Origin of the sequence: Vagococcus sp. WN89Y, from assembly GCF_052220145.1 — a bacterium.
GTDB lineage: Bacteria > Pseudomonadota > Gammaproteobacteria > Enterobacterales > Enterobacteriaceae > Kosakonia.
Map to the genome: position 1 here is coordinate 1 of NZ_JBQPOM010000026.1, position 18,940 is coordinate 18,940.

Sequence of the window (18,940 nt, forward strand, 5' to 3'; positions counted from 1 at the left end):
GAAAACCATCTTTACCGGAAAGATAATGTTGTACGGCAGCAAGCCGTAGCTCAAGTGAAAATTTACGACTACTCATAAAAAACTGCACCTCAGTCAGTTGGGTGTCCAACTTTTGGGGTGCAGTCCAAATACAGGGCTTTAAATTTTAACTTTTCTTGATATTGGGGTTTATTTTCAGCGCTTCCCACTGCTGGCGCAGCCAGTTCGCTACGGCATTCTGCCGGAACTGCAACTTTGCCACCTTGCCGTGGCGGATCATGCCGCTGCGTTTTTTGACCGACCCTCTCATCTTTTTCATTGCAGACGCGATTTTGATAACCGAGAAAAAAGCCCGACCCATCGTCGGAGCCCTCCCCCATCTCCTCTACTGCATCTTCAGAGTCCTCAACAGGTTCAACGTCGTCTTTATCATCAACTATTTCGTGCGGCGTGAACTCCTGCGATGACGCATATAATTTTGCATCATCTTGATCTATCATTTTTTCCGGCTGCTTTACCACGGTTTCGGTGCATTTATAAAAACATATTTTGCTTTGATTTTTAAAATTCGTGAATATGCCTGGCGAGTCTTCATGCACATGGCGATGTTCTGGCTTAATAAAACCCGTGCCTGTCGTTTTCGCTGACGCCGTATTTTTTTTCATACAGCCGTCAGGCACATCCGGGGAATGATTTTTTGATTTTATTTTTCCGGTGGTGTTAATTACGCCGTTAATATTACGCTGCATAAAACAAAAGCAATCCCTTTCCAGGAAAACTTCCGTCGGCGTCCTGACCAGATCCAGTCGACCGGGAATACTGCTTGAACCCGAAAGCATTTACATATCAACCTCAATAATTAAATTTATATATTATAATATTATATAAAAACCCTTATTCTCTTACATAAAACGCTACAGACCCCCATCACGTTGTTTCATCATGTAACAAACGTCCGCTGATAGCGTTTGTTAGTGGCTGAACGGAAAATAAAGTCAGACCCTCACGGGTTTTCACTTCATCCACTTAACTGAGAGTTAACGCATGACCGCAAAATATTATGCCATTCTGACGAATCAGGGTGCGGCGAGTCTGGCGAACGCAACTGCGCTCGGAACGACGCTGAATTTGACCCATATGGCGGTGGGCGATGCCAATGGCACGCTGCCTGCTCCCGATCCGACGCAGACGAAGCTGATTAATCAGAAACGTATTGCTCCACTGAATATGCTTTCTATTGACCCGAACAATACCAGCCAGATTATTGCCGAGCAGGTTATCCCTGAAACGGAAGGCGGTTTCTGGATCCGTGAGATTGGCTTGTTTGATGAAAACGGAGTGCTGATGGCCGTGGCGAACTGCCCGGAAACCTATAAACCACAGATGCAGGAGGGCAGCGGACGCACCCAGACCATTCGAATGGTGCTGATTGTTTCTAATACTGCCGCCGTGACGCTGAAAATCGACCCGTCTGTGGTGCTGGCAACGCGCAAATACGTTGATGACAAAGCGATAGAGGTGAAAGCATACGCTGATGATTTATTAAAAAAACATATGGCGGCGGTGAACCCGCACACGCAATATGCCCTGCTCGCCAGCCCGACGTTTACCGGCACGCCTTCCGTGCCGGACACCCATACCGGCAACTATGGCCAGCAAATCGCTAATACAAAATTTGTTCGTGACCTGGTCAATAACACCGTGCTGAACGCGGGCAGCGTCATCCCTGTTGGCGTACCGGTTCCCTGGCCTTCCGCCACGCCGCCGGCAGGCTGGCTGAAAGTGAACGGTGCCGCTTTCGATAAAACCGCCTACCCGATGCTGGCCGCCGCTTACCCTTCCGGCGTATTGCCTGATTTACGCGGTGAATTTATTCGCGGCTGGGATGATGCGCGGGGAATTGATCCGGCGCGTGCAGTCTTGAGCTGGCAAAAGGGCACCATTAACACCAACGACCCTTCATTCGGTTCCGTCAATGTCGCCAGTCCCATTCACGCAACTAATGACTTAACCACAGCCAAAGCAGATTTCGGCCTGGATGGTGTCGTAAAAAGCGATTATGCCAATGTTCTGAACGCTAATTTTGTCACACCCAATGCAGCCATTGATATGGATGCGAACGGCTTCGGCGGCGGCTATGGCAGTACGCGCCCGCGCAACGTAGCATTTAACTACATCGTGAGGGCTGCATAATGACGAAGGCAATACTGAACACAAACCTGCTGGCCACCGAAGCGGGCGACATCGTGGTGTATAATTTTGCGGCCAGCACCCGCGAATTCCTCTCGCGCACGGTTGAGTACCTCGCCGCAGGCGTCGGCATTCCGGCGAACGCCTGCACCGACGCGCCACCGGCGGAAAAAGCAGGTTTTGTGATGTGTCGCAACAGCGATAATAGCGGCTGGCAGCCGGTTGCCGATCACCGCAATGAAACGGTTTACGACACGGCAAGCGGCCTGCCGATGCACATTACGGCACCGGGCGATTACCCGCCAAACACCACGCGGGAGAAGCCTGCAAGCGAGTTTGATACCTGGGACGGCAGCGGGTGGGTGCTGGATGACCTCGCGCAAAAAAGCGCGCAGCACGCGGCGGCAGAAAACGAGAAAGCACAGCGCCTGCGTGAAGCGAAAGAGCACATCAACCTGTGGCAGACGCAGTTGCAGCTCGGTATGCTCAGCGATAGCGATAAAAAGTCGCTGATTGACTGGATGAATTATATTCAGGCGTTGCAGGCCATCGACCCGGCCAACGCGCCAGACCTTGCCTGGCCCGCGCAACCAGCGCAATAACGCTCCGCCATCAACGGGCTGCGGCCCGTTTTTTGTTATTTTCCCTGCGTCCCTGGCCTTCCTTCTCCGCTCATGAGTCAGCAGGTGTATTGATATTTGTAATGACAAAAGATGTGCAAAATGGGGAGTATTAACTTGCGCATTGACGACGAACTGAAAGCCCGCTCTTTCGCTGCGCTGGAGAAAATCGGCATCACACCGTCCGAAGCGCTTCATCGCACACTTGAATATATTGCTGAAAATGAACGCCTGCCGTTTAAGCAGGCATTATTAAGCGATAAAGTTGCCGGGCTGGTTGAAATTGCCAGCGCGCGTCTTCATTACCACCGCGTTTATTAAGCAGACGCGCGCCATTCACTTCATATCTATAAAACACGCTTTTATCACCGCTGATTTTATAAAAACTCTCACTATAAAACACATATTCATCGCTGCTGATGATATAAAACCGGGCCAGACATTCCCCTCCTTTCTATAAAATACATATCCATAACTATCACATCTCTAAAAACCGCCACGTCATTCACAGCCTTTCTATAAACAACGATTTTTATTCGCAACGCTGTTGTACCAGATCCCGCCCAACTCCGATGTATAGCGCGCTGCCGGTGCGCCCTGGAGAATAGCCCTCACCCCAAAACCACGGAGTTAAACGGATGAGTGACTATCATCACGGCGTCCAGGTCGTCGAAATCAACGACGGCACGCGCGTCATTTCAACTGTCTCAACGGCCATTGTCGGCATGGTATGTACCGCCAGCGATGCAGACGCTGAGATGTTCCCCTTAAACGAACCGGTGTTGATCACCAGTGTTCAAACCGCCATCGGTAAAGCGGGCAAACAAGGCACGCTTGCTGCGTCCCTGCAAGCCATCGCGGACCAGGCAAAACCGGTTATTGTTGTCGTGCGTGTTGCCGAAGGCACTGGCGAGGATGCTCAGGCACAAACTATTTCGAATATTATCGGTACCACTGATGAAAACGGGAAATACACCGGCCTGAAAGCGCTGCTGACCGCAGAAGCCGTCACCGGCGTCAAACCGCGTATTCTCGGCGTACCGGGCCTCGACAGCCTCGAGGTCGCCACCGCTCTGGCGCCTGTTTGCCAGAAACTGCGCGCCTTCGGCTACGTCAGCGCCTGGGGATGCAAAACAATCTCTGACGCTATCAAATACCGCGAAAACTTCAGCCAGCGCGAACTGATGGTCATCTGGCCTGATTTCCTCGCCTGGGACACCGTCGCCAACGCGTCGCAAACCGCACACGCCACCGCTCGCGCGCTGGGCCTGCGTGCCAAAATCGACCAGGAACAAGGCTGGCATAAAACCCTGTCTAACGTTGGCGTCAACGGCGTCACCGGCATCACCACCCCGGTTTTCTGGGACTTACAGGAATCCGGCACCGACGCCGATCTGCTCAACGAAGCAGGCATCACGACGCTGATTCGCAAAGATGGCTTCCGCTTCTGGGGCAACCGTACCTGTGCTGATGACCCGCTGTTCCTGTTTGAAAACTACACCCGCACCGCGCAGGTTATCGCCGATACCATGGCCGACGCGCATATGTGGGCGGTCGACAAACCGATCACCGCGACGCTTATCCGCGACATTATTGATGGCATCAATGCGAAGTTCCGCGAGCTGAAAACCAACGGTTACATCGTGGATGCAACCTGCTGGTTCGACGAGGAAGCCAACGACGCCGCAACCCTGAAAGCCGGGAAACTGTATATCGACTACGACTATACGCCGGTGCCGCCACTGGAAAACCTGACCTTACGCCAGCGCATCACCGACAAGTATCTGGCGAATCTGGTCTCCTCGGTCAACAGCAATTAAGGAGCCTGATAAATGGCAATGCCACGAAAACTTAAATATATGAATGTGTTCCTCAATGGCTACAGCTATCAGGGGATCGCCAAATCCATCACGCTGCCGAAACTGNCATGAACGGCGTCGCGCCCATCGATATGGGCCTTGACGACGACGCGCTGGCGATGGAGTGGTCGCTGGGCGGCTTCCCGGATGCCGCCATCTGGGAACTGTACGGCGCAACCAGCGCTGACGCTGTCCCCATCCGCTTTGCTGGCTCTTACCAGCGCGATGACACCGGCGAAATCGTCGCCGTCGAAGTGGTCATGCGTGGCCGCCAGAAAGAGATCGACACCGGCGAAAACAAACCGGGCGAAGACACCGAAGCCAAAATCTCCGTCGTTTGTACCTACTTCAAACTGACGATGGACGGCAAGGAACTGGTGGAAATCGATACCGTCAATATGATTGAAAAAATCAATGGTACCGACCGCCTCGAACAACACCGCCGCAACATCGGCCTGTAACGCCCAACCCGGCCACTCACCTGGCCGGGCCTTCTCAGAACCCGGAGTAACACATGATTGCAACTGACAACGTCATCACCCTGGAAAGCCCCATCAAACGCGGCGAGCAGGTGATTAGCACCCTGAGCCTGATGAAACCCAACGCCGGAACGCTGCGCGGCGTGAGCCTGGCGGCGGTGGCAAATGCCGAAGTGGACGCGCTAATTAAAGTGCTGCCGCGCATCACCTCCCCGTCGCTGACGGAGCAGGAAGTCGCCGCGCTGGAACTGCCGGATATGATCGCGCTGGCAGGCAAGGTGGTTGGTTTTTTGTCGCCGACTTCGGCGCAGTAAGCTTCCCGGCCAGCCTGTCGGTTGATGACCTGATGGCGGATGTCGCGGTGATTTTCCACTGGCCGCCGTCTGAACTTTACCCCCTGAGTCTGAGCGAACTCATCACCTGGCGCGAAAAAGCGCTACAGCGAAGCGGAAACACTTATGAGTAACAGCGTAAATATTGATGAATTGCTCACAGCTGTTGATCAGGCGACGCGACCGTTTCGAACCCTTCAGGCGGCGAATGTTTCGCTGTCTGACGGGATCAAAGAGACGGAAAAAACCCTGCGCGGCCTCTACAGCCAGGTCGCGCAAATCGACAGCTTTACCAAAGCACAGCACGCCCTGAGCGATGTCAGCGAGCAGCTTAAAGCGGCGAAAACGCACACCCGCTCGCTGGCAAATGAGATGCGCAACGCCGACGCGCCAACGCGGGCACAGGCAAACGCGCTGGCGCGCGCGCGTGAAAGCGTGAGCAAACTGACGCAGCAGCACGACGCCCTGCGCCAGTCGGTGAAAAACCAGCGCCAGAGCCTCAGCCAGGCGGGCATCAGCACGCGCGCCCCGGCCACGGCGAGAAACCGCCTGCAAAGCCGTATCAGCGAGAGCAGCGCGCAGCTCACCGGGCAGCGCGAGGCGTTACGCCTGGAAAACCGCCAGGCACGAGTCGCGAAAATCCAGCAAACGAAAGAATCGGTCGTGGCGCTGGGCGAAAAAGTCTCTGCGGTCGGCAATTTCAGCATGTCGATTGCCAGAAGCGGCGTCGATTTAGGCAAAAAACTGCTCGGCCCCGGCTATGAGCAGTCGCTGAAAAACGACGCGCCGGTCAGCGCAGCACCCGCGGGGAGCGCCTCCACCGCTGTTGCCAGCGTTTCGACCAGCGGCGTCAGCGCGCAGGCCGGGAACCTCGGCAGCGACCTGGCCGCGCTGCAAGCGGCTTACCAGTCGCTCAGCGTCGACCTCTTCAGCCAGCAGGAGTCATCCCTGCGCAAACTTGTGCAAATCGCCACAGAATATCTCGGCAAAGTGCAGCAATGGGTGCAAAACAACCAGGGCCTGGTGCAAACCTTCGGGCTTATCGCCACGGTCGTCACCGTTGTGGCTGGCGCGATTGGCACCGTTGCTGGCGTCATTGCGCCCGTCTTCACCGGCATCAGCACGCTTATCACCCTGGTCACAACATTTGGCGGCGTGTTTACCACCGTTGGCGGCGCGATCGTGGGAGTAATAGGCGGATTAACCCTGCCGATTGTCGCGGCGGTCGCGGGTTTTGCGGCGGCGGCAGTGGCTATTTACGCCCTGTGGGAGCCGATAAAAGCGTTTTTCGCAGGCGTTGTGGAAGGGATAAACATCGCTTTTGCACCGATTGCGGAACTTTTCGCGCCTTTCCAGCCGGTTTTTGACAGCATCGGGCAGGCGTTAAGCCGGGTAAAAGAGTTCTTCATCGGGCTGATTGGCCCTATCACTTATACCCAGGAAACGCTGGCAACCTGCGGGGAAGCCGGGAAATTTTTCGGCCAGGTATTGGCGACCGCACTGATGGCGCCGCTTAAAGGCCTGCAACTGCTGCGCGATGGCGTCAGTTGGGTGCTGGAAAAACTTGGCATCATTAATAAGCAATCCGCTATCGATTTGCCAAAACCGCAGGTGGAACCGGGCGCAGGCGGCGCGATGTTTGGCGCGATTTCACCGGGCAATATCCAGAACTACCAGGCGGTGAAACCGGCGTCCGGCGGCTCGTACGTTGACCAGAGCAAAACGGACATCAACATTACGCTGCAAGGCGATGTCACGCCGGGCAGCGACAACAGCCGCCATCTCCAGGCGCTGCTGGAGCAGCACGAGACCCAACGGCGTAATAACGCGCTCTCCCAATTCAACTCAGTCGGAGGTTTTGCATCATGATGCTGGCGCTGGGATTTTTTATTTTTCAGCAACGCACGCTGCCGTATCAGACCCTGAATCGCACCACCGGGTTTAACTGGCAGTCGAATAACCGCGTGGGAAAACGCGCGGCGTATCAATATCTCGGCCCCGGCGACAGCACGATTGATATCGCGGGTGAATTATACCCGGAGCTGACCGGCGGCCAGATATCGCTGGAAGTGGTCCGTGCGATGGCCGATCGCGGTATCCCGTGGCCGCTGATTGACGGCACCGGGAAAATTTACGGTATGTATATCATCAACAGCGTGACTGAAAACGGTGCCCAGTTCTACAGCAACGGCGCGCCGCGCAAAATCAGCTTCACGCTGAAACTGACGCAGATGGACCTGTTGCAATCCTCGGCCTATAACAAAGCAATCAACAAGGGCCGCGATTTGCTGGAAAAAGCGCAGAATATGCTGGGGATAAGCGCATGATCGACACACTGGTTAATCAGCTGGCGCCGCCAGACTCGCCTCTGGCCCCGGCGTATATGCTGAAAATTGCTGACAAAGATATCACCGGCACTATCGCGTCGCGCCTGATTAGCATGACGGTGACGGACAAGCGCGGCCTGGAGGCGGATGACCTGACGCTGACGCTGGACGATAGCGACGGGCTTATCAAGTTGCCGCATCGCAATGCCACTATCCACGTTTATCTCGGCTACGCGGGGCAAGCGCTGACTGATCTTGGCGAGTTCAATATCGACCAGATCAGCCATCAGGGCGCGCCGGATACGGTGACGGTTGTCGGGCGTAGCGCGGATTTCAGCGGGACGCTCAACGTTGAGCAGGAGGTTTCCTGGCATGATACGACGCTTGGCAATATCGTTCGGACTATTGCGGCGCGTAATAAACTCAAAACCCACATCGATGAGTCGCTGGCGCAGATAAAGATTGCGCATATCGACCAGACGCTGGAGTCCGATGCCAGTTTCCTGCACCGTCTGGCGGTGCAAAACGGCGGCGGGCTGGCGATTAAGCGAGGCATTTTGTGGTTTATGAGGCCGGGGAGCGGCACAGGCATCGATGGTCAGCCGCTCTCGGTGGTGATAATTGCGCGCCGCGATGGCGACAAACACAGTTTCAATATTGCCGATCGCATCAGTTACACCGGCGTGGTTGCCCGCTGGCAGGATACGAAGCAGCCGAAAAAGCAGACGCAGCAGGTGCAGTTGCAGCGAAAACCTGCGCAGCAAGCGAACGGCGAGCCGGCGAAGTCCAACGCGCCCGCGTATGTCGAAGGTAATAAGGAGAATGTCTACGTGATCTCGACTATTTTTCCAGGCCTTGAGGAGGCGAAGAACGCGGCGGAGGGGGTGTGGAAAGATATTCAGGCCAGGGCGGCGACGTTTAGCCTCACTCTGGCGCAGGGGCGCACGGACATCACGCCGGAAACGCCAATCTTCGTGTCAGGTTTCAAAACGGAGATCAGTCAGACGCCATGGGTGCTGACGAAGGTGACGCACACGATTAATAACAGCGGTTTTGTCAGCAAGCTGGATATGGAGATCAAAATCTATGAAGGGCAATATGATGTGCAACAAAGTTAGCAAATACATTTTAAAGTTTGCATTTGCAAGTTTTGCGTCTATTATTGCTATGAATATCAGCAGGGAGAAACGACCATGATGCACTGCCCAGTATGCCAGGAAGCAGCCCACGCGCGCTCCAGCCGCTACCTGAGTACCGAAACCAAAGAGCGCTATCACCAGTGCCAGAATATTAATTGTGGCTGCACATTTGTCACGCATGAGTCGCTGGCACGCTACATTGTTCGCCCGCCCGCCCCGGAAACCGCCGCGACGCAAACCGCGCGCTAATCCAGGCCAGAACAGCGAAGCATGATGACCGGGACGCAGAATCCGGCGATAAATACCCGAAGCATTCACTTCGGGAACAGATAACCGGGGCGTGACTCCGGTAACAGATAATCGGGGCGTATAGCTCCGGGAGTGATAAACCGGGCGCAGAACCCGGAAATGACCCGCCGGGGAGTGGTGCTGGTGCAAATACCCGGCCTGTAACGCCGGAACCGATAAACCTGGTTTATAAACCAGGCCCAGCTAACCAGCTAACCAGCTAACCAGCTAACCAGCTAACCAGCTAACCAGCTAACCAGCATTATTAAATCTGAAGCCTGCGCAAGCAGGCTTTTTTTTGCTGCACCAAAGTGCGATAAAACTTTTTTATCCCCGATGCGTGCGATCCTCTGTCGCCAAACCGCCGCCACCGACAATAAAAAAGGGGCTGGCAAATCGCCAACCCCTTGTTTTACACTAATTTTTCGGATGTCGCCCACGCGATCCTTAGTTAAGACGCTCTTTAATACGAGCAGACTTACCGGTACGTTCACGCAGGTAGTACAGTTTAGCTTTACGAACAGCACCACGACGTTTAACAGAAATACTGTCAACTACCGGAGAGTGAGTCTGGAAGACACGCTCAACGCCTTCGCCGTTGGAAATCTTACGAACAGTGAATGCAGAGTGCAGACCGCGGTTACGAATAGCGATAACCACGCCCTCGAATGCCTGCAGACGTTTTTTGGAACCTTCAACAACCCATACTTTCACTTCCACGGTATCGCCCGGACGGAAGGAAGGTACGTCCTGCTTCATCTGCTCTTGTTCAAGTTGCTTAATAATGTTGCTCATAATTTAATCTCTTATCCTGGGTAAACTGATATTTGGACAGCGTTTAAGCCATCCCATCATGTATATGTTGCTGTTGCGCGTGTTCACTTTTGAACTCCGCCAGCAACCTTGCTTGCTCTTCAGTCAGAGCCAGGTTTTCCAGAAGTTCAGGTCTTCTAAGCCAGGTGCGGCCCAGCGACTGCTTCAAACGCCAGCGACGTATCTCGGCATGGTTCCCCGACAGTAATACCGGCGGTACTTCCATCCCTTCTAACACTTCAGGTCGGGTATAGTGCGGACAGTCCAGCAATCCATCGGCAAAAGAATCTTCTGTTGCCGAAGCTTCATGTCCCAGAACCCCCGGAATAAACCGGGAAACGGAGTCAATCAGCGCCATTGCCGGTAACTCACCACCACTGAGAACGTAATCGCCGATAGACCATTCTTCGTCAATCTCGGTCTGAATCACGCGCTCATCTATCCCTTCGTAGCGGCCACACACCAGAATCAGTTTCTGATTAGTAGCCAGCTCGCTTACGCCCGCTTGATCAAGCTTGCGCCCCTGAGGCGACAGATAAATCACTTTAGCGCCTTCACCCGCCGCGGCTTTTGCTGTATGAATCGCATCCCGCAAGGGTTGCACCATCATTAACATCCCCGGTCCGCCGCCGTAAGGACGATCGTCCACGGTACGGTGCCGGTCATGCGCGAAGTCACGAGGACTCCAGCTCTGGATGCTCAGCAGGCCATTCTTTACTGCCCGGCCAGTTACCCCGTAGTCGGTAATCGCGCGGAACATTTCAGGAAACAGGCTAATTATGCCAATCCACATAGCGCCGTCTTTTACCGTATATCCGGAGGTTTAAAAACCAGGATCCCAATCTACTTCAATAGTTTGAGTAGTGAGATCGACTTTCTTGATAACCTGCCCATCGAGGAACGGAACCAACCGCTCCTTGATACCAAATGCATCTTTCAGGTTTGCCTTAATGACGAGAACGTCATTCGACCCGGTTTCCATCATATCGGTGACTTTACCAAGGTTATAACCTTCAGTGGTCACTACCTGGCAACCAATAAGGTCTTTCCAGTAATAGTCACCCTCTTCCAGTTCCGGCAACTGCGCCGAATCTACGATAATTTCGCAATTTGTCAGTAGATTCGCGGCATCGCGATCGTCAACACCTTTCAGTTTGATGACGATATCCTGATTGTGGTAGCGCCAGCTTTCCAGCTCGATGCTCTGCCACTGACCCGCCTTCTGGATAAACCAGGGCTGATAGTCAAAAATGCTTTCGGCGTCTTCGGTGGAGGAAAACACTCTGAGCCAACCACGGATACCGTAGGAAGAACCCAGCTTGCCGACAACTATTGGCTCAACAGGGATCTGTGCGGCTTGTTGCTTGCTCATCATGACCACCGTGACAGATTAAGCTGCTTTTTTTGCTTCTTTGATCAGCGCGGAAACGCGATCGGAAACGGTAGCGCCCTGGCCAACCCAGTGCTCGATGCGATCCAGATCCAGGCGAGTGCCTTCTTCTTTCTCGGAAGCCAGCGGGTTGAAGAAACCAACGCGCTCAATGAAACGACCGTTGCGTGCATTACGGCTGTCAGTAACAACAACCTGGTAGAACGGACGCTTTTTAGCGCCGTGACGTGCTAAACGAATAGTTACCATAACATCCTCTTGTGTGAATAAAACAACCGGGCCCCATCGAGGAACGGAGCCCGGTGTCATATTAAAAGCCCGAAAATTTTACTCATTTTCTGCTAAAAAGCAATCGACAGTTACGCAACTGTGAGAAGTGAGGCCATTGGCGGGTGCGAAAACACCGGAGCTTATGCTCCGGCGTCAAAAAGGCAAATAAGACGGCCCGATATTATCTGCCGGGGAAACCTGGCGGCATCATTCCCTTCATCCCGCGCATCATCTTCGCCATACCGCCCTTCTTCATCTTCTTCATCATGCGCTGCATGTCGTCGAACTGCTTCAGCAAACGGTTAACATCCTGCACCTGCAACCCGCATCCTGCAGCGATACGGCGCTTACGGGAACCTTTGATAATTTCCGGTTTGGCGCGCTCTTTCAGCGTCATGGAGTTAATAATCGCTTCCATCCGCACCAACACCTTGTCGTCCATCTGGGATTTGACGTTATCCGGGATCTGCCCCATACCGGGCAATTTCCCCATCAGGCTCGCCATACCGCCCATATTTTTCATCTGGCGCAGCTGCTCAAGGAAGTCGGTCAGATCGAAGCCATCACCCTTTTTCAGTTTGGTCGCCAGCTTTTCAGCCTGCGCGCGGTCAACTTTGCTTTCGATATCTTCGATAAGCGACAGCACATCGCCCATACCAAGAATACGTGATGCAATACGATCCGGATGGAAAGGCTCCAGCGCTTCTGTCTTCTCGCCAACGCCGAGGAATTTAATCGGTTTGCCGGTAATATGGCGAATGGAGAGCGCCGCACCGCCACGGGCGTCGCCATCGACTTTGGTCAGCACCACGCCGGTCAGCGGCAGCGCTTCATTGAATGCCTTCGCAGTATTTGCCGCATCCTGACCGGTCATCGCGTCAACCACAAACAGCGTTTCCACCGGATTAATCGCGGCGTGAACCTGCTTTATCTCGTCCATCATCGCTTCATCAACGTGCAGACGACCGGCGGTATCCACCAGCAGCACGTCATAGAACTTCAGCTTCGCCTCTTTCAGCGCCGCATTCACGATATCGACCGGTTTTTGCGCCACATCTGACGGGAAGAAATCCACTTCAACCTGCTGCGCCAGCGTCTCCAGCTGTTTGATCGCCGCCGGGCGATACACGTCAGCGGAAACCACCATCACTTTTTTCTTGTGCTTTTCGCGCAGGAACTTACCCAGCTTACCGACGCTGGTGGTTTTACCCGCACCTTGCAGGCCAGCCATCAGCACAACGGCGGGCGGCTGCGCAGCCAGATTCAGACTCTGGTTTTCTTCGCCCATCGCCGCAACCAGCTCGTTACGCACGATTTTGACGAACTCCTGACCCGGCGTCAGGCTCTTATTGACTTCATGACCCACCGCTTTTTCTTTTACGCGGTTGATAAAATCACGCACCACCGGCAGCGCAACATCAGCCTCCAGCAGCGCCATACGCACTTCGCGCAGGGTCTCTTTAATATTGTCTTCAGTGAGGCGTCCACGGCCGCTGATATTGCGCAGCGTCCGCGACAAACGGTCGGTTAAATTATCAAACATTGTCTCTCGCCTGAGGTAATACGTTTGGCCACCTGGGCGGCGCAAAAAGAAATTTTCTGCAGTATAACATGAAGACATTGCTCCTGTATGTGATGCAACGGTTGGAGGCAGGGTCACGTAACGTTATACTGCCTTTCTTTCTTCCTCCGTCAACTGCCGACAATCTATATGCCTGTTTTCGCACTGATCGCTCTTGTTGCCTATTCAATCAGCATTGCGCTGATCGTCCCTGGCTTGCTGCAAAAAAATAGCGGCTGGCGCAGGATGGCCATTCTTTCAGCGGTGATTGCGCTGATTTTCCATGGCTTCGGCTTAAAAGAGCGGATTTTCCCTGATGATGGCGGGCAAAATCTCAGCCTGCTGAATGTCGGATCGCTGGTTAGCCTGATGATCTGCACGGTAATGACTATCGTCGCCTCGAAGAATCGCGGCTGGCTGCTGCTCCCCATCGTTTATACGTTCGCGCTTATCAATCTCGCCTTTGCCATTTTCGTGCCCAATGAGTACATCACGCATCTGGAAGCCACGCCCGGCATGATGGTGCATATTGGGCTGTCGCTCTTCTCTTATGCCACACTGATTATTGCAGCGATGTATGCCCTGCAGCTGGCCTGGATCGATTATCAGCTCAAAAACAAACGCCTGGCATTCAGTAGCGAAATGCCGCCGCTGATGGTTATCGAGCGCAAAATGTTCCACATTACTCAGGTGGGCGTGGTGCTGCTGACGCTGACGCTCTGTACTGGCCTCTTCTATATGAAGAACCTGTTCAGTATGGAGAATATCGACAAGGCGGTGCTTTCCATCCTTGCATGGTTTGTTTATATCGTCCTGCTGTGGGGCCACTACCATGAAGGCTGGCGCGGGCGCCGGGTCGTCTGGTTTAACGTCGCAGGCGCGGGAATCTTAACGCTGGCCTATTTTGGCAGCCGCGTTCTGCAACAGTTTGTGAGCTAAAACAAAGGAGTCCCTTCTGGAACACATCTCCACCACAACGCTGATCGTCACCCTGATCATCATGGTGGTGGTTTCGGCGTATTTTTCCGGTTCCGAAACCGGGATGATGACGCTCAACCGCTATCGTCTTCGCCATCTGGCGAAGCAGGGCAACCGGGCCGCACGGCGCGTCGAAAAGCTGCTGCGAAAACCTGACCGCCTGATAAGCCTGGTGCTGATTGGCAACAACCTTGTCAATATCCTCGCATCATCGATTGCGACGATCGTCGGGATGCGCCTGTATGGCAATGCGGGCGTGGCCATCGCCACCGGCGTGCTGACCTTCGTGGTGCTGGTGTTTGCCGAAGTGCTGCCCAAAACCGTCGCCGCCCTCTATCCGGAAAAAGTCGCCTTCCCGAGCAGTTTTCTGTTAGCGCCCCTGCAGATTGCCATGATGCCGCTGGTGTGGCTGCTCAATAGTGTGACGCGCCTGCTAATGCGCATGATGGGGATCAAAGCGGATGTAGTGATTAGCAGCGCGCTGAGCAAAGATGAGCTGCGTACCATTGTTCATGAATCACGCTCGCAAATATCCCGGCGCAATCAGGACATGCTGCTTTCCGTGCTGGATCTTGAAAAGGTCAGCGTTGACGACATTATGGTGCCGCGCAACGATATCGTCGGTATTGATATCAATGATGACTGGAAGGCGATCGTTCGCCAGCTCACCCACTCTCCGCACGGGCGAATCGTGCTCTATCGCGACTCGCTGGATGACGCCATCAGCATGCTGCGCGTGCGGGAAGCCTACCGCCTGATGACGGAGAAAAATGAGTTCACCAAAGAGGTGATGCTGCGCGCGGCGGACGAAATTTACTATATCCCGGAAGGCACGCCGCTGAGCGTGCAGCTGGTGAAATTTCAGCGTAATAAAAAGAAAGTCGGTCTGGTTGTGGATGAATACGGCGATATCCAGGGGCTGGTCACCGTTGAGGATATTCTTGAGGAGATCGTCGGGGATTTCACCACCTCAATGTCTCCGGCGCTGGCAGATGAAGCAACGCCGCAGAATGATGGTTCGGTCATTATTGACGGCAGCGCCAGCGTGCGGGAACTGAATAAAGCGTTCAACTGGCGGCTTCCGGAAGACGAAGCGCGCACGGTCAACGGTATGCTGCTGGAAGCACTGGAGGAGATCCCGGCAACCGGCACGCGCGTGCGTATCGGGCATTACGATATCGATATTCTCGACGTGCAGGAGAATATGATTAAGCAAGTCAGAGTGATACCGGTCAAAACGCTGCGCGAGAGCGTGGCAGAATAAAGAAACCCTCTCGGGTGGAGAGGGTTTCGGCTGAAGATTACGCCTTCGCTTTCGCTACCGTCACCATCGCTGCGCGAATGGTGCGGCCGTTGAGGGTGTAACCTTTTTGCATCACGCCCAGCACCTTGCCGGCTTCAACGTCTTCAGACTCGACCATCGCAATAGCCTGATGTACGTTTGGATCCAGCGGCACGTTGGTTTGCGCAATCACTTCGACGCCGAATTTTTTCACCACATCCAGCATGGATTTCAGCGTCAGTTCGATGCCTTCAAGCATTGCGGCCATATCAGCGTTCTCTTTATCAGCGACTTCCAGCGCGCGATCGAGGCTATCGATCACCGGCAGCAGTTCGTTGACAAATTTTTCCAGCGCAAATTTATGCGCCTTTTCAATATCCTGCTCAGTACGGCGGCGCAGATTTTCCATTTCCGCTTTAATGCGTAAAACGGTTTCGCGCTCGCGATTTTGCGCTTCGGCTAACTGCGTTTCAAGATTCGCAATTTTCTCATCGCGCGGATCCACCTGCTCAGCAGAATCGTCAGACTCAACAACGGCCTCAACTTCGTCATGCTGTTCCGTGATATTTTCTTCCGGGACTTGCCCGTCAGGCGTTTTCTGTTCTTTACTACTCATGAATTTCTCCGCGTTTTTTTGCATTCATCTCGCTAACCTGCATTATTATGGGGATCAGTTTCGTGGATTCAAGGGAGCGAGACAGATTGTCACCATTCATTCGCACAAGGACCACCAGAAAATGACTCATCATTTCAAGTGTATTGGTATTGTCGGGCATCCACGGCACCCCACCGCGCTGACCACACATGAAATGCTCTATCGCTGGCTGTGCGCCAAAGGTTATGAGGTCATTGTTGAGCAACAGATTGCCCAGGAATTACAACTCAAAAATGTGAAGACGGGCACACTCGCGGAAATCGGTCAGTATGCCGATCTTGCGGTGGTCGTCGGCGGCGACGGCAATATGCTCGGAGCGGCACGTACGCTGGCGCGCTATGACATCAACGTTATTGGCATCAACCGCGGCAATCTCGGCTTTCTTACCGACCTTGACCCGGATAATGCGCAGCAGCAGCTGGCCGACGTGCTGGAAGGTCACTTTATTGCTGAAAAACGCTTTTTACTGGAAGTGCAGGTGTGCCAGCAGAACTGCCAGAAACGGATAAGCACAGCGATTAACGAGGTGGTGCTGCATCCTGGCAAAGTGGCGCATATGATTGAATTCGAAGTCTATATCGATGAAATTTTTGCTTTCTCGCAGCGCTCAGACGGGCTGATTATCTCTACCCCGACCGGCTCGACCGCCTATTCGCTCTCCGCCGGTGGGCCGATTTTAACCCCCTCGCTGGATGCCATCACGCTGGTGCCGATGTTCCCGCACACGCTCTCGGCGCGCCCGCTGGTGATTAACAGCAGCAGCACCATCCGCCTGCGTTTCTCCCATCGCCGTAGCGATCTGGAAGTGAGCTGCGACAGCCAAATCGCGCTACCGATTCAGGAAGGTGAAGATGTGCTTATCCGCCGCTGCGACTATCATCTCATTCTTATCCATCCAAAAGATTACAGCTATTTCAATACGTTAAGCTCGAAGCTCGGCTGGTCGAAAAAATTGTTCTAAAAATCAACATACAGGGCTTTACTGTATATAAAACCAGTTTATACTGTACGAAAACACAGTAATAAACCATTCATCCTTCAGGCAGTACTCGCGTTAATAAAGCGCACACCTGAAGCATGTCGGACAGCGTTTTCATACAGGAAAGCAACCATGCTGGCACAACTGACCATCAGTAATTTCGCTATCGTTCGTGAGCTTGAGATTGATTTTCACAGCGGGATGACGGCTATTACCGGCGAAACCGGGGCGGGTAAATCCATTGCCATTGACGCGCTCGGGCTGTGCCTGGGCGGTCGGGCTGAAGCTGACATGGTGCGTGCCGGTGCGCCTCGCGCCGATCTGTGCGCCCGCTTCTCCTTAAAAGATACCCCTGCGGCCCTGCGCTGGCTGGAAGAGAACCAGCTGGAAGACGGGCGTGAGTGTTTACTTCGCCGGGTGATTAGCAGCGACGGGCGTTCCCGTGGGTTTATCAATGGTACAGCGGTGCCGCTTTCCCAACTGCGTGAACTGGGTCAGTTGCTCATTCAGATCCACGGCCAGCATGCGCATCAATTGCTGACAAAACCCGAACATCAAAAAACGCTTCTGGATGGCTATGCGGGTGAGTACGCACTTACTCAGCAAATGGCTGAACACTATCGTACCTGGCACCAGAGCTGCCGCGCGCTGGCGCAGCATCAGCAACAAAGCCAGGAGCGCGCTGCCCGCGCGGAGCTGCTGCACTATCAGTTAAAAGAGCTGAACGAATTTAATCCGCAGCCGGGCGAATTCGAACAAATCGATGAAGAGTATAAGCGCCTGGCTAACAGCGGGCAGCTGCTCTCAACCAGTCAGCAGGCGCTGAATGTCCTGGCTGATGGCGAAGAGGTGAATCTGCAAAGCCAGCTGTATACCGCGCGCCAGATGCTGGGCGAACTGGCAGGGATGGATCCGCGCCTTTCCGGCGTACTTGATATGCTGGAAGAAGCCGCTATCCAGATAAGCGAAGCCAGCGACGAGCTGCGCCACTACTGTGACCGCCTGGATCTGGACCCAAATCGATTGTTTGAGCTGGAACAGCGTATTTCCCGCCAGATATCGCTGGCACGTAAACACCATATCAGCCCGGAAGAGCTTCCGCAGTTCCACCAGTCCCTGCTTGACGAACAACAGCTGCTCGACGACCAGGCGGACTCCCAGGAAACGCTGGCGCTGGCCGTTGAAAAGCATCATCAACAGGCGCTGGAAAGCGCACAGAAGCTGCATGCTCAGCGCGCAAAATATGCGCAGGAGCTTAGCCAGCTAATCACCGAAAGTATGCATGCGCTCTCTATGCCGCACGGTGTATTCCATATTGACGTCGCTTTTGACGCGCACTCTTTAACCGCTGATGGCGCAGATCGCATCGAATTTCGCGTGACCACAAACCCAGGCCAGCCGCTTCAAGCCATTGCTAAAGTCGCTTCCGGCGGCGAACTGTCGCGTATTGCGCTGGCAATCCAGGTGATCACCGCACGTAAAATGGAAACCCCGGCACTGATTTTCGACGAAGTAGACGTCGGCATCAGCGGGCCGACGGCCGCTGTGGTTGGCAAACTGCTGCGCCAGCTGGGTGAATCTACGCAGGTAATGTGCGTCACCCATTTACCGCAAGTGGCAGGCTGTGGGCATCATCACTTCTTTGTCAGCAAAGAAACTGACGGCGCGATGACCGAAACCCATATGCAACCGCTGGATAAAAAGGCGCGTTTGCAGGAACTGGCGCGTCTTCTCGGCGGCAGCGAAGTGACGCGTAATGCGCTGGCGAATGCTAAAGAGCTGCTGGCAGCGTAAACTTT

General features: G+C 54.0%; 22 protein-coding genes and 1 pseudogene. 15 read left to right on the top strand and 8 right to left on the bottom strand.

Features of this window, described 5'->3' with window-relative positions; translation table 11 throughout:
- Window positions 1-89: 89 nt before the first annotated feature.
- Window positions 90-728: a hypothetical protein gene (locus tag ACTU3N_RS08365; RefSeq protein ID WP_443085669.1), complete on the bottom strand. Its 639-nt coding sequence runs from the start codon at window positions 726-728 to the stop codon at window positions 90-92.
- 295 nt (window positions 729-1,023) lie between these two features.
- Between ACTU3N_RS08365 and ACTU3N_RS08370 the strand changes: the two genes are divergently transcribed.
- From ACTU3N_RS08370 to ACTU3N_RS08420, 11 genes and pseudogenes are all read left to right on the top strand, one after another.
- A complete protein-coding gene (locus ACTU3N_RS08370; protein WP_443085670.1) occupies window positions 1,024-2,172 on the top strand; it encodes a phage tail protein in 1,149 nt (382 codons plus the stop codon).
- Window positions 2,172-2,771 (top strand): tail fiber assembly protein, encoded by a 600-nt coding sequence (locus ACTU3N_RS08375; RefSeq protein WP_443085671.1) that lies wholly within the window; start codon window positions 2,172-2,174, stop codon window positions 2,769-2,771. Before ACTU3N_RS08370 ends, ACTU3N_RS08375 begins: the two co-directional genes overlap by 1 nt.
- 120 nt (window positions 2,772-2,891) lie before the next feature.
- Complete coding sequence (locus ACTU3N_RS08380; RefSeq protein ID WP_443085672.1) at window positions 2,892-3,110, top strand: type II toxin-antitoxin system RelB/DinJ family antitoxin; 219 nt, start codon at window positions 2,892-2,894, stop codon at window positions 3,108-3,110.
- Between the two features lie 317 nt (window positions 3,111-3,427).
- Window positions 3,428-4,609: a phage tail sheath protein gene (locus ACTU3N_RS08385; protein WP_443085673.1), complete on the top strand. Its 1,182-nt coding sequence runs from the start codon at window positions 3,428-3,430 to the stop codon at window positions 4,607-4,609.
- A 39-nt stretch (window positions 4,610-4,648) separates the two neighbouring features.
- Window positions 4,649-5,109: pseudogene (locus ACTU3N_RS08390) on the top strand (phage major tail tube protein).
- 53 nt (window positions 5,110-5,162) lie between these two features.
- The gene (locus tag ACTU3N_RS08395) at window positions 5,163-5,441 is read left to right on the top strand and encodes a phage tail assembly protein (RefSeq protein ID WP_443085674.1); all 279 of its coding nucleotides are present in this window, start codon (window positions 5,163-5,165) and stop codon (window positions 5,439-5,441) included.
- 32 nt (window positions 5,442-5,473) lie between these two features.
- Window positions 5,474-5,593: a GpE family phage tail protein gene (locus tag ACTU3N_RS08400; RefSeq protein ID WP_443085675.1), complete on the top strand. Its 120-nt coding sequence runs from the start codon at window positions 5,474-5,476 to the stop codon at window positions 5,591-5,593.
- Entirely contained in the window at window positions 5,586-7,328 is a 1,743-nt protein-coding gene (locus ACTU3N_RS08405) for a hypothetical protein (protein ID WP_443085676.1), read from the top strand. The genes ACTU3N_RS08400 and ACTU3N_RS08405 overlap by 8 nt, the downstream gene beginning before the upstream one ends.
- Window positions 7,325-7,786: a phage tail protein gene (locus tag ACTU3N_RS08410; protein WP_443085677.1), complete on the top strand. Its 462-nt coding sequence runs from the start codon at window positions 7,325-7,327 to the stop codon at window positions 7,784-7,786. The genes ACTU3N_RS08405 and ACTU3N_RS08410 overlap by 4 nt, the downstream gene beginning before the upstream one ends.
- A complete protein-coding gene (locus ACTU3N_RS08415) occupies window positions 7,783-8,904 on the top strand; it encodes a contractile injection system protein, VgrG/Pvc8 family (protein ID WP_443085678.1) in 1,122 nt (373 codons plus the stop codon). The genes ACTU3N_RS08410 and ACTU3N_RS08415 overlap by 4 nt, the downstream gene beginning before the upstream one ends.
- Before the next feature lie 75 nt (window positions 8,905-8,979).
- Window positions 8,980-9,174 (top strand): ogr/Delta-like zinc finger family protein, encoded by a 195-nt coding sequence (locus ACTU3N_RS08420; protein ID WP_443085679.1) that lies wholly within the window; start codon window positions 8,980-8,982, stop codon window positions 9,172-9,174.
- Window positions 9,175-9,449: 275 nt separating this feature from the next.
- On the opposite strand, the gene ACTU3N_RS08425 is transcribed toward ACTU3N_RS08420, so the two are convergent.
- The 6 genes from ACTU3N_RS08425 to ffh form a co-directional block, all read right to left on the bottom strand.
- Complete coding sequence (locus ACTU3N_RS08425) at window positions 9,450-9,653, bottom strand: hypothetical protein (protein WP_443085680.1); 204 nt, start codon at window positions 9,651-9,653, stop codon at window positions 9,450-9,452.
- A 7-nt stretch (window positions 9,654-9,660) separates the two neighbouring features.
- Window positions 9,661-10,008: a 50S ribosomal protein L19 gene (gene rplS / locus ACTU3N_RS08430; RefSeq protein WP_004104634.1), complete on the bottom strand. Its 348-nt coding sequence runs from the start codon at window positions 10,006-10,008 to the stop codon at window positions 9,661-9,663.
- A gap of 43 nt (window positions 10,009-10,051) precedes the next feature.
- Window positions 10,052-10,819 (bottom strand): tRNA (guanosine(37)-N1)-methyltransferase TrmD, encoded by a 768-nt coding sequence (gene trmD / locus ACTU3N_RS08435; protein WP_443085681.1) that lies wholly within the window; start codon window positions 10,817-10,819, stop codon window positions 10,052-10,054.
- A gap of 30 nt (window positions 10,820-10,849) precedes the next feature.
- On the bottom strand, window positions 10,850-11,398 hold the full coding sequence (rimM, locus tag ACTU3N_RS08440; protein WP_443085682.1) for a ribosome maturation factor RimM: 549 nt from the start codon (window positions 11,396-11,398) through the stop codon (window positions 10,850-10,852).
- A gap of 18 nt (window positions 11,399-11,416) precedes the next feature.
- Entirely contained in the window at window positions 11,417-11,665 is a 249-nt protein-coding gene (rpsP, locus tag ACTU3N_RS08445) for a small ribosomal subunit protein bS16 (RefSeq protein WP_443085683.1), read from the bottom strand.
- A 202-nt stretch (window positions 11,666-11,867) separates the two neighbouring features.
- A complete protein-coding gene (gene ffh, locus ACTU3N_RS08450) occupies window positions 11,868-13,229 on the bottom strand; it encodes a signal recognition particle protein (protein WP_443085684.1) in 1,362 nt (453 codons plus the stop codon).
- A gap of 168 nt (window positions 13,230-13,397) precedes the next feature.
- Between ffh and ACTU3N_RS08455 the strand changes: the two genes are divergently transcribed.
- Window positions 13,398-14,186 (top strand): cytochrome C assembly family protein, encoded by a 789-nt coding sequence (locus ACTU3N_RS08455; RefSeq protein ID WP_443085685.1) that lies wholly within the window; start codon window positions 13,398-13,400, stop codon window positions 14,184-14,186.
- A gap of 25 nt (window positions 14,187-14,211) precedes the next feature.
- Window positions 14,212-15,489, top strand: coding sequence for an HlyC/CorC family transporter (locus tag ACTU3N_RS08460; RefSeq protein ID WP_443085701.1), 1,278 nt, complete (start codon window positions 14,212-14,214; stop codon window positions 15,487-15,489).
- Between the two features lie 37 nt (window positions 15,490-15,526).
- Here ACTU3N_RS08460 and grpE read toward each other — a convergent pair whose 3' ends face one another.
- Entirely contained in the window at window positions 15,527-16,123 is a 597-nt protein-coding gene (gene grpE / locus ACTU3N_RS08465; RefSeq protein ID WP_443085686.1) for a nucleotide exchange factor GrpE, read from the bottom strand.
- A gap of 121 nt (window positions 16,124-16,244) precedes the next feature.
- Here grpE and nadK point away from each other — a divergent pair, with 121 nt between their 5' ends.
- Together nadK and recN are read left to right on the top strand one after the other, a co-directional pair.
- Complete coding sequence (gene nadK / locus ACTU3N_RS08470; protein ID WP_443085687.1) at window positions 16,245-17,123, top strand: NAD(+) kinase; 879 nt, start codon at window positions 16,245-16,247, stop codon at window positions 17,121-17,123.
- 150 nt (window positions 17,124-17,273) lie between these two features.
- Complete coding sequence (gene recN, locus ACTU3N_RS08475; protein ID WP_443085688.1) at window positions 17,274-18,935, top strand: DNA repair protein RecN; 1,662 nt, start codon at window positions 17,274-17,276, stop codon at window positions 18,933-18,935.
- The last annotated feature ends 5 nt before the right edge of the window (window positions 18,936-18,940 follow it).